The organism is Winslowiella toletana (genome assembly GCF_017875465.1).
In the GTDB taxonomy this organism is placed as follows: Bacteria; Pseudomonadota; Gammaproteobacteria; order Enterobacterales; family Enterobacteriaceae; genus Erwinia; species Erwinia toletana.
Genome location: NZ_JAGGMQ010000001.1, coordinates 1,459,599 through 1,473,603 on the forward strand (window position 1 = coordinate 1,459,599; position 14,005 = coordinate 1,473,603).

The window sequence follows — 14,005 nt, forward strand, 5'->3', positions numbered from 1 at the left end:
AATTGCATTAAGAATGAGTTTTCCCGCATGAAAATTGGCCTTTTTTACGGCTCCAGTACCTGCTACACCGAAATGGCAGCGGAAAAGATGCGTGACTTTATCGGTGAAGAGCTGGTGACGCTGCATAATCTGAAAGATGATGCGCCAGCGCTGATGGAACAGTATGACCTGCTGATTATGGGGATCCCAACCTGGGATTTTGGCGAACTGCAGGAAGACTGGGAAGCGGTCTGGACCGATATTCCGTCGCTTAATCTGCGCGGTAAAGTGGTGGCGCTGTACGGCATGGGTGACCAGATTGGCTACAGCGAATGGTTCCTTGATGCCCTCGGAATGCTGCATGAACTGCTGACGCCAATGGGCGTTACCTTTATCGGCTACTGGCCGCTGGAGGGCTACGAATTCACCAGCCCGAAGCCGCTCACCCGCGACGGCAAACAGTTTGTCGGTCTGGCGCTGGATGATGTTAATCAGTATGAAGTCAGCGACGAACGCATCGAACAGTGGTGCGAACAGGTACTGACGGAAATGGCGGAGCTGCTGTAATACGCACCGGCGGCGAGAACGCCGCCCCTACAGTTCAAGTGCCTGACGTAACTGACGCCAGTCGGCCTCTTCCATGCTGTCACGCACCAGCCACAACCGCTCACGCTGGCCTTTATTATCCCGTAAACTCAATAAGATGCTCTGCCCAATCCTCCACGGGCGGCGGGTGATATCCCACTCTTGCTGACGCCAGCGCAAACGCCGTTTACTCAGCAGGGCAACCGCCCCTTCGCGGCGACGAATACGCCGCTGACTGCGCACACTCTCCAGCACCACCAGTGTCACTAATATCAGCCACACCACGGTATAATCCGGTGGCCAGGGCGCCAGTAACAACAGCAGAATAACTATTCCATGCAGCAGCAGTGAAACCCACTGCGCCTGCCAGGAGACACGCAGATCAGATTGCCACAGGACCACGTTGTTTATTTCTCAGTTGAATCAGTTGCACCATGCGTTTCAGCTCGGCATCGGCAGGTTCGCCATGATTCATCAGCCAGTTGAACAGATCCGGGTCGTCACTCTCCAGCAGCTGAATAAACACCTGCTTATCGTTATCGCTTAACGAATCATACTCATACTCGAAGAACGGCATAATCGAGATATCCAGCTCACGCATGCCGCGACGGCAGGCCCAGTGAACCCGTGCTCTGTTGTTAATATCCATTTTCCAACCCTCAGTTAGCCAGACATGGCCGCTAGTTTAGCGCTTTTTATGCAAAGTGCGCGATACGCAAATTTTTCCCCTGCGGCATAACGCGCAAAGCGCGGCCACAAGATACAGGGTTAACACGCGTTTTGTGCGTCATCGTCCGAAAACAGGTTGCAAAGCCAGTATGCTCTTTTAACATGAGAAACATATTGATGGCTTTTGAACCCTCCATTCAGGATATAACTATGCCGACCTTTACATTACCGCCCCGTCAGCCTGTGGCTTCCGCGCGTTTGCCGCTGACGTTGATCTCGCTGGAAGATTGGGCGCTGGCGACCGTGCAGGGTCAGGACAGCGTCAGCTATCTGCAAGGCCAGGTGACGCTCGACGTCGCAGCGCTGGCTGCCGGACAGCATCTTCCCTGCGCTCACTGTGATGCCAAAGGAAAAATGTGGAGTAACCTGCGTCTGTTTCATCGCGGCGAAGGCTTTGCTTATATCGAGCGCCGCAGCCTGCGTGATACGCAGATTACCGAACTGAAAAAATATGCGGTGTTTGCCAAAGTCACCATTGTTGCGGACGATGAGTCCGTACTGCTGGGGCTGGCGGGCTTCCAGGCGCGTGGCGCGCTGGCCGGTCTGTTTGATCAACTGCCGGATGCTGAAACGCCGGTGGTGCAGCAAGGCGACAGCACGCTGCTGTGGTTTGCCCATCCTGCCGAACGCTTCCTGCTGGTAACCAGCGCAGAACAGGCGCAAGCCATTCAGCAAAAGCTGGTGGGCGAAGCACAATTTAATGACAGCGCGCAATGGCTGGCGCTGAATATTGAAGCCGGCCTGCCGGTTATTGATGAGAAAAACAGCGCCCAGTTTATTCCGCAGGCCACCAACCTGCAGGCGCTGGATGCCATTAGCTTTAAAAAAGGTTGTTACACCGGTCAGGAGATGGTGGCGCGCGCCAAATTCCGTGGCGCCAATAAGCGTGCGCTCTACTGGCTGGCGGGCAGCGCCAGTCGCGTACCGGAAGCGGGTGATTCACTGGAGATTAAACTGGGTGACAACTGGCGCCGCACCGGCACCATTCTGGCGGCAACCCAGCTGGATAATGGTGATGTCTGGGTGCAGGCGGTACTGAATAACGATCTGGAAGCGGACAGCATTTTGCGAGTGCATGGCGATGAAGGCGGCACATTAGCGATTCAGCCACTGCCTTATGAGATTACGTAAAACCTAATGGCGGGCGGGGCAGCAATGCCTCGCCCGCTGCTTTACATCACATAGAAGTAGATGGCGAGGAAGTGGCATAGACTGCCGCCCAGCACAAAACCATGCCAGATGGCGTGGTTATAGGGGATACGCTCCACCGCGTAGAAAATCACGCCAAGCGTATAGATCACCCCGCCAGCCGCCAGCAACCAGATACCGCCAGGTAACAGTTTCATCGCCAGCTGATAAATAACAATCAGCGATAACCAGCCCATCAGCAGATAAGTAATCAGCGACATTGCCGGAAAGCGGTGCGCGAACAACAGTTTAAAACCAATTCCGACCAGCGCCAGGCTCCAGATCACCACCATCAGCCAGTGCGCCAGCGGCGATTTCAGCGCAATCAGCAGGAACGGCGTATAGGTACCGGCAATCAGCACATAGATGGCGCAGTGATCGAGCTTTTTCAGCCAGTATTTGGCGCGCGGATGTGGAATCGCATGGTAGAGCGTGGAAGCGAGAAACAGCAGGATCATGCTGCCGCCGTAGACGCTATAGCTGGTAATCGCCATCGCCCCGGCTTGCGCATCAATCGCCTGATCAAGCAGTAATACCAGCCCCACAATACCAAAGATAAATCCCAGACCATGGCTGATGCTGTTAGCAATCTCTTCAGCCAGGGAATATCCCTGTGCAATCAGCGAATTATTGGTCATAAAAAGATTATCTCCGCAGCGGTGCAGTAAATTTGTACAGATACAGCGTAACTGAGAATAATTTCAGAGTACACATGTAAGCCAAAATTAAGTGTAACCGCTTCACACAACCTTTTTAACGCCCGCCCGCGGCATCAATAATAGATCCGGTAATATATGAGGCTTCATCGCTCAGCAGCCAGACAATAGCGTTGGCGATCTCTTGCGGCTGACCGCCACGCTGCATCGGGATGGTTGACGCGACGCGATTCACCCGATCCGCTTCGCCGCCATCGGCATGCATCTCGGTATAGATCGGCCCCGGTCGCACGCCATTTACCCGCACGCCCTGCGCCGCCACTTCCAGCGATAAACCTCGGGTCAGCGTATCCATCGCCCCTTTTGATGCGGCATAATCGACATATTCGCCCGGCGAACCGGTACGCGCCGCCGCCGATGAGACATTAACAATCGCCCCGCCTTTACCGCCGTGATGCCACGCCATCCGTTTAATCGCCTCGCGACAACAGATAAAGCTGCCGGTGACATTGGTGGCAAATACCCGATTAATGCGTTCGGCAGTGAGCTGCTCAACGGTGGATTGCTGAAACAGGATACCGGCGTTGTTCACCAGCGCACTCAGCACGCCGGGCTGTTGATCAATCTGCTGAAACATCGCCACCACCTGCGCTTCATCGGCGATATCCGCCTGCACGCTAAAGGCGCTGCCACCAGCCTGCTCAATCAGCTGCACCACCTCTTCCGCCGCATCAGCGCGCCGGTGGTAATTCACCGCCACCTGATAGCCACATTGCGCCAGCATTAATGCTGTTGCACGACCAATGCCACGGCTGCCGCCGGTTACCAGGGCAATTTTCATATTTTTCTCCCATAAAAAAGGCCGGGCAAGCCCGGCCGTTATGACGATTTTGTGAAATTAATGACTACTGATAATCACTTATCGGCACGCAGGAACAGAACAGATTGCGGTCACCAAATACGTCATCAAGACGCTTCACCGTCGGCCAGTATTTATTGTCGCTGCCAGCCGGGAATACCGCCAGCTCACGGCTGTACGGATGCGTCCACTCGCCGGCAATCTCCATCTGGGTATGCGGAGAGTTGACCAGCGGGTTATCTTCCGCAGGCCATTCGCCGTCGGCAACCCGATCGATCTCCATGCGAATCGACAACATCGCATCAATAAAGCGATCCAGCTCGATTTTGCTTTCTGATTCAGTCGGTTCAACCATCAACGTCCCGGCAACCGGGAACGACATGGTTGGCGCGTGGAAGCCGTAGTCGATTAAACGCTTGGCAATATCCAGTTCACTGATGCCGGTCTGCTCTTTCAGCGGACGGATATCCAGAATACATTCGTGCGCCACACGACCATCACGGCCGGTATAAAGAATCGGATACGCCGACTGCAGGCGGCTGGCGATATAGTTGGCATTCAGGATCGCTACCGAACTGGCTTGTTTCAGTCCTTCGGCACCCATCATGCGGATATACATCCAGCTGATTGGCAGAATTGACGCGCTGCCAAACGGTGCGGCAGATACCGCGCCCTGCTGCGTCAGCACGCCTTCAATCTGCACCACGCTGTGACCCGGGATAAAAGGCGCCAGATGCGCTTTTACGCCAATCGGCCCCATACCAGGTCCGCCGCCGCCGTGTGGGATACAGAAGGTTTTATGCAGGTTAAGGTGCGATACATCAGCGCCGATATAGCCCGGCGTGGTGATGCCGACCTGCGCATTCATATTGGCGCCGTCGAGATACACCTGGCCGCCAAACTGATGCACGATCTGGCACACTTCACGAATAGTCTCTTCATATACGCCGTGGGTCGACGGATAGGTGACCATAATGCAGGAGAGCGCTTCACCCGCCTGCTCCGCTTTCAGACGCAGATCGTGCAGATCGATATTGCCCTGCTTATCGCAAGCCACTACCACTACCGCCATGCCCGCCATCTGCGCTGACGCCGGGTTAGTACCATGCGCCGAGCTGGGGATCAGACAGATATTACGGCCCGCTTCATTGCGGCTTTCGTGATAACGACGAATCGCCAGCAGACCGGCGTATTCCCCCTGCGCGCCGGAGTTCGGCTGCATGCATAGCGCATCATAACCGGTTAACTGTACCAGCCACTGTGACAGCTGACCAATCATCTGCAAATAACCGCCAGCCTGATCCGCCGGGCAGAACGGATGTAATCCGGCAAATTCAGGCCAGGTGATCGGGATCATCTCCGCCGCTGCGTTCAGCTTCATGGTGCAGGAGCCAAGTGGGATCATCGCCTGATTCAGCGCCAGATCTTTACGCTCCAGGCTGTGCATATAACGCATCATCTCTGTTTCACTGTGATGACGGTTAAATACCGGATGGGTCAGGATCGCATCCTGACGCAGCAGATCGGCCGGAATCGACTGGCTGTCAGCGGCAACCTGCGCATCTAACCGATCAATATCCAGACCATGGTTTTCGCCGAGCAGAATCGACAGCAGCGCCGCCACATCTTCACGGGTGGTGGTTTCGTCCAGCGTGATGCCCACCGCATGGTGGATATCGGTACGCAGGTTAGCGCCAAAACTGAGCGCGCGAACCAGCACCGCCGCTTTGTCGGCCACTTCGACAGTCAGGGTATCGAACCAGCTGCTATGACGCAGCGTCAGTCCGCCCTGCTTCAGGCCAGCAGCCAGAATATCGGTCAGGCGATGAATACGACCGGCAATGCGTTTCAGTCCGACCGGGCCATGGTAAACCGCGTACAGACTGGCGATATTCGCCAGCAGCACCTGCGAAGTACAGATGTTGGAGTTAGCTTTCTCACGACGGATATGCTGTTCACGGGTCTGCATCGCCATACGCAGCGCCGTTTTACCGGCCGCATCGCGCGATACGCCGATAATACGCCCAGGCATCGAACGCTTATGCTCATCACGGGCAGCAAAGAATGCCGCATGCGGGCCGCCGTAACCCATTGGCACGCCGAAACGCTGCGCAGAACCGAACACGATATCCGCGCCCTGTTTGCCCGGCGCTTCCAGCAGCAACAGTGACATAAAGTCGGCGGCCACGCTGACCACCACTTTACGGCTTTTTAATTCGCTAATCAGCTGGCGATAATCATGAGCTTCACCGGTGGTGCCAACCTGCTGCAGCAGCACGCCAAACAGATCCTGATGATCCAGCGCTTTATCGGCTTTATCCACCAGCACCTCAAAACCAAAGGTTTCTGCGCGGGTACGCACCACATCGAGGGTTTGCGGATGAATATCATCCGCGACAAAGAATTTATTGGCGTTTTTCAGTTTGCTGACGCGTCTGGCCATCGCCATCGCTTCCGCCGCCGCAGTGGCTTCATCCAGCAGTGAAGCGGAGGCGATATCCAGCCCGGTAAGATCCAGCGTCACCTGCTGGAAATTCAGCAGCGCTTCCAGACGGCCCTGCGACACTTCTGGCTGATACGGCGTATAGGCGGTGTACCAGCCCGGATTTTCCAGCATATTGCGCAGGATCACCGGCGGCGTCAGTACCGGGGCATACCCCATGCCGATATAGGATTTATACAGCTGATTCTGACTGGCAATTGCTTTCAGCTCAGCCAGCGCCTGATGTTCAGTCAGTGCGTCACCAATCGCCGGAGGGCTGGGCAACTGGATGTCGGCGGGTACAATCGAGGCAATCAGTTCCGGAACTGAAGCCGCGCCCACCGCAGCCAGCATCGCATCCTGCTGTTCCTGTGATGGGCCAATATGGCGCTCGATAAACGCACCGGTGTGTTCAAGCTGGCTGAGAGTCTGAGTCATTAGCGGTAAATCCTGCATCGGGCATGAATAAAATGTCATTCTCAGGGAGGGGAACCGGGTCTGCGGCTCCCCCTCCCGGCCTTCCCCCGTTAAACGGAGGAAGGTGAGTGATTACTCGTCAATAGAAGCTTTATAAGCATCCGCATCCATCATTGAATCCAGTTCAGATTCATCGCTGGCTTTGATCTTAAATAACCAGCCATCACTGTATGGGTCACTGTTGACCAGCTCCGGATTCGCTTCCAGCTCACTGTTCACCGCAACGATTTCACCGCTCAGTGGCGCATAGATATCTGATGCCGCTTTTACCGATTCGGCAACCGCGCAGTCATCACCGGCGGCAAAAGTGGCACCGACTTCCGGCAGATCCACAAAGACCATATCGCCCAGCAGCTCCTGTGCGTGCTCGGTAATGCCAACGGTGTAGCTGCCGTCCGCTTCTTTACGCACCCACTCATGACTGTCACGATACTTCAGTTCAACTGGTACATTGCTCATTGCCATACTCTCCAGAAAAAATAAACGGGTTATTTAGCGACCGGCTTACCGGAGCGCACAAAAACAGGTTTGGTGACCTGCACCGGCATTTCGCGGTTGCGGATCTGTACAATTGCTTTATCACCGATTGCAGCCGGCACACGCGCCAGCGCGATGCTGCAACCCAGGGTCGGGGAAAAGGATCCGCTGGTAATCACACCTTCATGCAGATTGCCTGCTGCATCACTGAAGCGAACCGGCAGCTCGTTACGCAGCACGCCCTTTTCCGTCATCAATAAGCCCACCAGCTTGTCGGTGCCTCTTTCACGCTGGCTTTCCAGCGCTTCACGCCCGATAAAATCGCGGTCGGCAGGTTCCCAGCTGATGGTCCAGCCCATGTTGGCCGCCAGCGGAGAGATGCTCTCATCCATCTCCTGTCCATACAGGTTCATTCCCGCTTCAAGGCGCAGCGTATCGCGCGCGCCCAGACCCGCAGGTTTAACGCCTGCAGCCACCAGCTGCTGCCAGAAACCGGCGGCCTGCCCGACCGGCAGCGCGATTTCATAGCCCGCTTCGCCGGTGTAGCCGGTGGTGGCGATAAACAGCTCGCCTGCCTGCACGCCAAAGAATGGCTTCATGCCGTCGACGGCCTGGCGCTGAGCATCATCGAACAGGCTGTTCGCTTTCTGCTGGGCATTTGGCCCCTGCACGGCGATTAACGCCAGATCGTCACGCTCGGTCAGCTGCACGCCGTAATCGGCGGCGTGCTGGCTAATCCATGCCAGGTCTTTTTCGCGCGTGGCGGAGTTCACCACCAGACGGAAAAACTCTTCGGTCATAAAGTAAACAATCAGATCGTCAATTACGCCACCTGAAGCGTTTAACATGCCGCTATACAGGGCTTTGCCAGGGATTGTGAGCTTAGCGACGTCGTTAGCCAGCAGATAACGCAGGAATTCACGGCTGCGCGCGCCGTGCAGATCGACAATGGTCATATGCGAAACATCAAACATACCGGCATCACTGCGTACCGCATGATGTTCATCCATCTGCGAACCGTAATGCAGTGGCATCATCCAGCCATGGAAATCCACCATGCGGGCGCCGCAGGCCTGATGCTGTTCGAATAAAGGAGTCTGCTGGGTCATATCTATCCTGTGCATAAGCAAGTTGTTCACAGATTCGCGCTTCATACCGGTAAACGGTGCGACGCAAACGTTACCTTTGCCCTGAAGTTACCACTGAATGCAGGGATTAACCATAAGCTATACGAGGGCGAATCGCGGTTGCACAATAACGATGCGCGTTAATTCTGCAGAGTTTTTCACTGAAAAACTGCGCCACAAGGCACACAATGAACAACTGTAAGCCATTAATACAGGTTAATAAGCAGAGTTGTGAGCAAGGAGGATAAAAAATGACTTTTGCGGAATGCATTATGCATGAGAAAATGTAATGCGAATTAGAGGGTGAAATTAGAATATTTCAAACATGCACCAAAACAGGGCGATCGCCACCACCAGATAAAAAAAGGGCGGCGAAAACGCCGCCTTTCAGGGGTTCAGACTATTTCAGCCAGTCGGGCAGATCGTTTAATCCCATCGCCTGCTTCAACAAACGCGGTTTTACCCCTGGCAGCGTGTCCGCCAGTTTCAGGCCGACATCACGCAGCAATTTCTTTGCCGGATTATTACCGGCAAACAGCTCACGAAAGCCCTGCATACCCGCCAGCATCAACGCCGCGCTATGCTTACGGCTGCGCTCATAGCGACGCAGATAGAGGTGCTGACCAATATCTTTACCCTGCTGATGCAGACGTTTGATCTCGCCAATCAGCTCTGCGGCATCCATAAAGCCCAGATTGACGCCCTGCCCGGCCAGCGGGTGCACGGTATGCGCGGCATCGCCCACCAGCGCCAGACGATGCGCGGCAAAATTACGCGCATAACGTCCCATTAGCGGGAAGGTCTGACGTTCGCCTTCAACCTGACACAATCCCATTCGCATATCGAAAGCGACCGACAACTGCTGGTTAAACAGTTCGGCTGGCATTGATTGCAGACGGCTGGCCTCCTGTGGCGAAACCGACCAGACAATCGAGCACAGATGCGGATCGCTTAGCGGCAGAAAGGCGAGAATACCGTCGCCATGAAATACCTGACGCGCCACCGCATCATGCGGCTGTTCAGTGCGAATATTCGCCACCAGCGCATGGTGCTGATAATCCCAGAAGGTTAACGGGATATCAGCCTTATTTCGCAGCCAGGAGTTTGCTCCGTCTGCGGCAATCAGCAGACGCGCGCTCATCATATTGCCATCCTGCAGGGTGACAAAGGCTTCGTTATCGCCAAACGCCACCTGCTGCAGCTGAGCGGGCGCAATCAGCGTGATATCGCTAAGCTGGCTGGCTTTCTGCCACAACGCCTGATGAATCACCTGATTTTCAACAATATGTCCAAGGTGCGACATGCCCTGCTGCTCATCATCAAAGGCGATCTGACCAAAGCTGTCGCGATCCCACACCTGCATACCGTGATACGGGCTGGCGCGCAGTGCGAGGATCGCCGACCAGACGTCAAGATGCTGTAACAGACGCTCGCTGGCGGCGTTAATCGCCGACACGCGCAGTCCCGGCGCGGCATCGGCAGCCATCTCCTGCGGCGGCGATTTTTCCAGTACCGCCACCCGCAGTCCGCTGCCCTGCAAGCCGCAAGCCACCGCCAGGCCAACCATCCCGCCGCCAGCGATCACTACGTCAAATGTTTGCATTCAAATCCTCTTATCAACGCTTTACCCAGCCGAGCGTGCGCTCGGCCAGCATATTGCGCATCAGCGGTAAATTGTCCATGGCCATCAGGCCGAGATTACGCGCCACCACCAACGGCTGATAGCGGTTGGCGAACAGACGCACCAGGCCATCGGTAATAGCGACGGTGGCCTGCCGATCGGGCTGACGGCGTTGTTGATAATGTTGCAGCACAGCAAAACTGCCGGGATCCTGCTGATGACGTTCGGCATTGGCCAGGGTTTCCGCCAGCGACATCACATCGCGCAGGCCGAGATTAAAACCCTGACCGGCAATCGGATGCAACGTCTGCGCCGCATTGCCCACCAGCGCCAGACGATGGCTGGTATTTTGGCTGGCAGTTTGCAGCGCCAGTGGATAACTGACCCGCTGCCCCACCTGGGTAAATTTGCCCAGCCGCCAGCCAAAAGCGTTTTGCAGCTGGCGTAAGAATTCATCGCCACTCCAGCTATCCACTCGCGCGCGGTCTTCCAGCGGGTGACACCACACCAGCGAACAACGGCTGGCGGACATTGGCAATACCGCCAGCGGTCCGTAACGGGTAAAACGCTCAAAGGCACGGCCATTATGCGGCAACTGGGTTGATACATTCGCGATCACCGCCAGCTGGCGATAATCTTCCGTCTGCCACTGGATGCCGCATGAAGCTGCTATTCCGGATCGCGAACCGTCCGCCGCCACCAGCAGCTGTCCGTTAAGCTGTTCGCCGCTGTCCAGCGTTACCGTCACCTGCTGCTGAGTGCGTTCCACTGCGGTTACCGCCGCCGGGCAGCGCAGCGTGACGCCAGGCGCCTGCTGCAACATGCTGAACAGCCGCTGGCCGACCTCATGCAGTTCAACCACCTGACCAAGAGCGGAAACCGCGTAATCCTGCGCATTCAGCGATACCAGACCAGGATGGCCGCGATCGCTGACGTGGACATGGGTAATCGGTGTGGCGCAATCCTGCAGAAACGGCCAGATATTAATCGCCGCCAGCTGCTGGCAGGTGCCTTCGGCTAACGCAATCGCCCGGCCATCGTAACCTGGATGATCGCGCTCGCCCGGCGCCGTGGCTTCAATCAGCGTCACCGGCAGTCTGCCCTGCGAAAGCTGTGAAATCGCCAGCGCCAGGGTCGCGCCGGTCATCCCGCCGCCTGCGATAATTATGCTCATAACGCTTTAGCTGCCGCCATTAATGCTTCAATGTCATCGGCATCTTTCACCACAGTGTCGGTAAGATTTTCATTACCCTCGGCAGTGATCACAATGTCGTCTTCAATACGAATGCCGATTCCGCGATACTCCGCAGGCACATCGGCGTCCGGCGCAATATACAGGCCTGGCTCGATGGTCAGCACCATGCCGGGTTGCAGAGTGCGGCCACGGTCGACGGTGCCGTAATCGCCGACATCATGCACATCCAGACCCAGCCAGTGGCTGAGACCGTGCATAAAGAACTGGCGATGCGCTGCATCGGCAATCAGCTGATCGACTTCGCCTTTCATCACGCCAAGCTCAACCAGACCAGTGACCATAATCCGCACCACTTCCTGATTAACATCGCGAATGCTGACGCCGGGCGCAAACAGCTCCAGCGAACGGTACAACGATGCCAGCACAATGTCGTAGATGGCGCGCTGCGGCGCACTGAATTTGCCATTAACCGGGAAGGTACGGGTGATATCGCCAGCGTAGCCGTGGAACTCGCAACCAGCGTCAATCAGCACCAGGTCGCCATCACGCAGCGGTGATTCATTTTCGGTATAGTGCAGAATGCAGCCGTTTTCGCCGCCGCCAACGATGGTGCTGTAAGACGGGAAGCGTGCGCCGTGGCGGTTAAACTCATGCTGAATTTCACCTTCCAGCTGATATTCATACATGCCCGGACGACACTGCTGCATCGCGCGGGTATGGGCCAGTGCGCTGATTTTCCCCGCCTGACGCAGGATTTCAATCTCTTCCGCGGATTTAAACAGACGCATCTCATGCACCCATGGACGCCAGTCGACCAGCGTATCCGGCGCGCGTAAATTCTGGCGGAAGCCGCGACGCAATTTATCCAGCGCGCTAAACAGAATGCTGTCCGCCGCCGCAGATTCGCCCTGGGCGTGATACACCACATCCAGACCATTCAACAGCAGATGCAGCTGCTGCTGGAGATCGTCATACGGCAATGCGCGGTCGACACCCAGTTTTTCCGGCGCAGCCTCCTGACCGAGACGACGGCCAAACCAGATCTCAGCAGTCTTATCGCGTACGCGGTTAAACAGCACGCTGTGGTTGTGCGTTTCATCGCTTTTAATCAGTACCAGCACAGCTTCCGGCTCGTTAAAACCGGTGAAGTACCAGAAATCGCTGTTCTGGCGATACGGATACTCACTGTCTGCGTTGCGCGTTGCTTCTGGCGCAGCAAAAATCACCGCCGCACTGGCCGGAGCCATTTTGGCTAACAGTGCCTGGCGGCGCTGCAAAAACGCTGAAAGATTCACCACAATACGACTCCCTGTTAAAATCTCTGTTTAGTGTAGCGTTGGTTTCTTTATCTCAACGGCAGTTGGCTGCTGACGGGTAAAAGTATCATGGCAAAGCAGCGCGGCAACGCGCACATACTCAATAATCTCTTCCAGTGAGTTCTCCAGCTCTTCCTGATCTTCGTCTTCATCATAACCCAGCTGGGAAATAGTGCGCAGATCGTCAATCGCTTCGCCGGTCTCGCCTTTCACCTTGTCCAGCTTCGGCTGCGTTACGCCAAGACCTAACAGGAAATGGTTAACCCAGCCCGCCAGTGCGTCAGCGCGATCGAATACCGTGATGTCATCTTCATCCGGCAGATAGAGCTGGAACAGAAAGCCATCATCTTCCAGCATTTCGCTGATGCCCTGATGCAGCTGCTGCAACGGTTGCGACAGCGCCTGCGAGAACGCCAGTCCTTCGTTGGTCAGCTCATGCACCAGTGTTTGCCAGTTGCGGTCGCCGGGGCCGCCGCAGATAATGCCGCTGATTAAACCGTGCATTTCCGCCGGTGTCATCCCAACCCCTTGCAGGGTGAGAGCCGAGGCCAGAGTGTTATAACCCGGCATTGTGTTCTGTATAGACATACGTATTCATCGTCGTTGGCAGGATAAGTTCGTGTTATGCTAACACCAGGTGCCTCGAGGATTCCAGAAAGCGCTTGTTTCTTCTGTTTCGGGTATATATAGTGGCGCCCCTCCCAAGCCCATGAGTGGCAAGGGCGATTAGCGGGCGCGGTAATTAGTCAGGATGGTGGCATGTCTGCACAACCGGTAGATATTCAAATTTTTGGCCGTTCATTACGAGTGAATTGTCCGCCTGAACAGCAAGATGCGCTGAACATGGCTGCGGAAGACCTCAATCAACGGTTGCAAGATTTAAAAGTTCGCACTAGAGTCACAAATACCGAGCAACTGGTGTTTATCGCTGCATTGAATATTTGTCATGAACTGGCGCAGGAAAAAGTCAAAACACGCGACTATGCCGCCAACATGGAACAACGCATTCGTATGCTGCAACAGACCATTGAGCAAGCGCTGCTTGAACAAGGTCGCATATCTGATCGCCAGGGTGCTAAGTTCGAATAACACTTCATGGTTAGCTGTGATACAGTGACGGTGAAGTAAATTTTCTCTGAGATGTTTGCAAGCGGGCCCGTCCCCTGAGCCGATATTTAATACCAACAGAGTGTGACGCTCTGTAACCTGTGCGCATGCTCGGTCCGTCCGAGAAGCCTGATGGTTGCGACGGCATACTCACCTTGAACCATGGGTTCAAGGGTTACAGCCAGCTGCGGCATCTCGGAGATTCCC

Annotated in this window: 14 protein-coding genes and 1 other RNA gene; 4 read left to right on the plus strand and 11 right to left on the minus strand. The window is 55.5% G+C overall.

Features of this window, described 5'->3' with window-relative positions; all coding sequences use genetic code 11:
• Window positions 1–27: 27 nt before the first annotated feature.
• Window positions 28–546 (plus strand): flavodoxin FldB, encoded by a 519-nt coding sequence (gene fldB / locus J2125_RS06800; RefSeq protein WP_017803529.1) that lies wholly within the window; start codon window positions 28–30, stop codon window positions 544–546.
• A 27-nt stretch (window positions 547–573) separates the two neighbouring features.
• Here fldB and J2125_RS06805 read toward each other — a convergent pair whose 3' ends face one another.
• The gene (locus J2125_RS06805; RefSeq protein WP_017803528.1) at window positions 574–966 is read right to left on the minus strand and encodes a protein YgfX; all 393 of its coding nucleotides are present in this window, start codon (window positions 964–966) and stop codon (window positions 574–576) included.
• Window positions 947–1,213 (minus strand): FAD assembly factor SdhE, encoded by a 267-nt coding sequence (sdhE, locus tag J2125_RS06810; RefSeq protein WP_017803527.1) that lies wholly within the window; start codon window positions 1,211–1,213, stop codon window positions 947–949. Before sdhE ends, J2125_RS06805 begins: the two co-directional genes overlap by 20 nt.
• 230 nt (window positions 1,214–1,443) lie before the next feature.
• Between sdhE and ygfZ the strand changes: the two genes are divergently transcribed.
• Window positions 1,444–2,424: a tRNA-modifying protein YgfZ gene (gene ygfZ, locus J2125_RS06815; RefSeq protein ID WP_017803526.1), complete on the plus strand. Its 981-nt coding sequence runs from the start codon at window positions 1,444–1,446 to the stop codon at window positions 2,422–2,424.
• A 41-nt stretch (window positions 2,425–2,465) separates the two neighbouring features.
• Here ygfZ and trhA read toward each other — a convergent pair whose 3' ends face one another.
• The 9 genes from trhA to J2125_RS06860 form a co-directional block, all read right to left on the minus strand.
• Entirely contained in the window at window positions 2,466–3,119 is a 654-nt protein-coding gene (trhA, locus tag J2125_RS06820; RefSeq protein ID WP_017803525.1) for a PAQR family membrane homeostasis protein TrhA, read from the minus strand.
• Between the two features lie 115 nt (window positions 3,120–3,234).
• Window positions 3,235–3,978 carry an SDR family oxidoreductase gene (locus J2125_RS06825; protein WP_017803524.1) on the minus strand — a complete coding sequence of 248 codons (744 nt, stop codon included), beginning with the start codon at window positions 3,976–3,978 and terminating at the stop codon, window positions 3,235–3,237.
• Between the two features lie 64 nt (window positions 3,979–4,042).
• Window positions 4,043–6,916 (minus strand): aminomethyl-transferring glycine dehydrogenase, encoded by a 2,874-nt coding sequence (gene gcvP, locus J2125_RS06830; RefSeq protein WP_017803523.1) that lies wholly within the window; start codon window positions 6,914–6,916, stop codon window positions 4,043–4,045.
• Between the two features lie 111 nt (window positions 6,917–7,027).
• Window positions 7,028–7,414, minus strand: a complete 387-nt coding sequence (gene gcvH, locus J2125_RS06835; protein WP_017803522.1) for a glycine cleavage system protein GcvH — start codon at window positions 7,412–7,414, stop codon at window positions 7,028–7,030.
• A gap of 29 nt (window positions 7,415–7,443) precedes the next feature.
• A complete protein-coding gene (gcvT, locus tag J2125_RS06840; protein ID WP_017803521.1) occupies window positions 7,444–8,541 on the minus strand; it encodes a glycine cleavage system aminomethyltransferase GcvT in 1,098 nt (365 codons plus the stop codon).
• 418 nt (window positions 8,542–8,959) lie between these two features.
• On the minus strand, window positions 8,960–10,162 hold the full coding sequence (gene ubiI / locus J2125_RS06845; protein WP_017803520.1) for an FAD-dependent 2-octaprenylphenol hydroxylase: 1,203 nt from the start codon (window positions 10,160–10,162) through the stop codon (window positions 8,960–8,962).
• Between the two features lie 13 nt (window positions 10,163–10,175).
• Window positions 10,176–11,354, minus strand: coding sequence for a 2-octaprenyl-6-methoxyphenyl hydroxylase (gene ubiH, locus J2125_RS06850; RefSeq protein ID WP_017803519.1), 1,179 nt, complete (start codon window positions 11,352–11,354; stop codon window positions 10,176–10,178).
• Entirely contained in the window at window positions 11,351–12,622 is a 1,272-nt protein-coding gene (gene pepP, locus J2125_RS06855) for a Xaa-Pro aminopeptidase (RefSeq protein ID WP_051050864.1), read from the minus strand. Before pepP ends, ubiH begins: the two co-directional genes overlap by 4 nt.
• Before the next feature lie 78 nt (window positions 12,623–12,700).
• Window positions 12,701–13,279, minus strand: coding sequence for a YecA/YgfB family protein (locus J2125_RS06860; protein ID WP_040462574.1), 579 nt, complete (start codon window positions 13,277–13,279; stop codon window positions 12,701–12,703).
• A 171-nt stretch (window positions 13,280–13,450) separates the two neighbouring features.
• Here J2125_RS06860 and zapA point away from each other — a divergent pair, with 171 nt between their 5' ends.
• Both zapA and ssrS read left to right on the plus strand, forming a co-directional pair.
• Complete coding sequence (gene zapA / locus J2125_RS06865) at window positions 13,451–13,780, plus strand: cell division protein ZapA (protein WP_017803516.1); 330 nt, start codon at window positions 13,451–13,453, stop codon at window positions 13,778–13,780.
• Between the two features lie 40 nt (window positions 13,781–13,820).
• A non-coding RNA gene (ssrS, locus tag J2125_RS06870) (6S RNA) lies at window positions 13,821–14,004 on the plus strand.
• Window position 14,005 lies beyond the last annotated feature (1 nt).

Excerpts from the sequence above, each read along its gene's own strand:
- trhA (WP_017803525.1), bottom strand. The coding sequence starts at position 3,119 with ATGACCAATAATTCGCTGATTGCACAGGGATATTCCCTGGCTGAAGAG.
- ubiI (WP_017803520.1), bottom strand. The coding sequence starts at position 10,162 with ATGCAAACATTTGACGTAGTGATCGCTGGCGGCGGGATGGTTGGCCTG.
- sdhE (WP_017803527.1), bottom strand. The coding sequence starts at position 1,213 with ATGGATATTAACAACAGAGCACGGGTTCACTGGGCCTGCCGTCGCGGC.
- ubiH (WP_017803519.1), bottom strand. The coding sequence starts at position 11,354 with ATGAGCATAATTATCGCAGGCGGCGGGATGACCGGCGCGACCCTGGCG.
- gcvH (WP_017803522.1), bottom strand. The coding sequence starts at position 7,414 with ATGAGCAATGTACCAGTTGAACTGAAGTATCGTGACAGTCATGAGTGG.
- gcvP (WP_017803523.1), bottom strand. The coding sequence starts at position 6,916 with ATGACTCAGACTCTCAGCCAGCTTGAACACACCGGTGCGTTTATCGAG.
- pepP (WP_051050864.1), bottom strand. The coding sequence starts at position 12,622 with ATGGCTCCGGCCAGTGCGGCGGTGATTTTTGCTGCGCCAGAAGCAACG.
- ygfZ (WP_017803526.1), top strand. The coding sequence starts at position 1,444 with ATGCCGACCTTTACATTACCGCCCCGTCAGCCTGTGGCTTCCGCGCGT.
- fldB (WP_017803529.1), top strand. The coding sequence starts at position 28 with ATGAAAATTGGCCTTTTTTACGGCTCCAGTACCTGCTACACCGAAATG.
- J2125_RS06825 (WP_017803524.1), bottom strand. The coding sequence starts at position 3,978 with ATGAAAATTGCCCTGGTAACCGGCGGCAGCCGTGGCATTGGTCGTGCA.
- zapA (WP_017803516.1), top strand. The coding sequence starts at position 13,451 with ATGTCTGCACAACCGGTAGATATTCAAATTTTTGGCCGTTCATTACGA.
- J2125_RS06860 (WP_040462574.1), bottom strand. The coding sequence starts at position 13,279 with ATGTCTATACAGAACACAATGCCGGGTTATAACACTCTGGCCTCGGCT.
- gcvT (WP_017803521.1), bottom strand. The coding sequence starts at position 8,541 with ATGACCCAGCAGACTCCTTTATTCGAACAGCATCAGGCCTGCGGCGCC.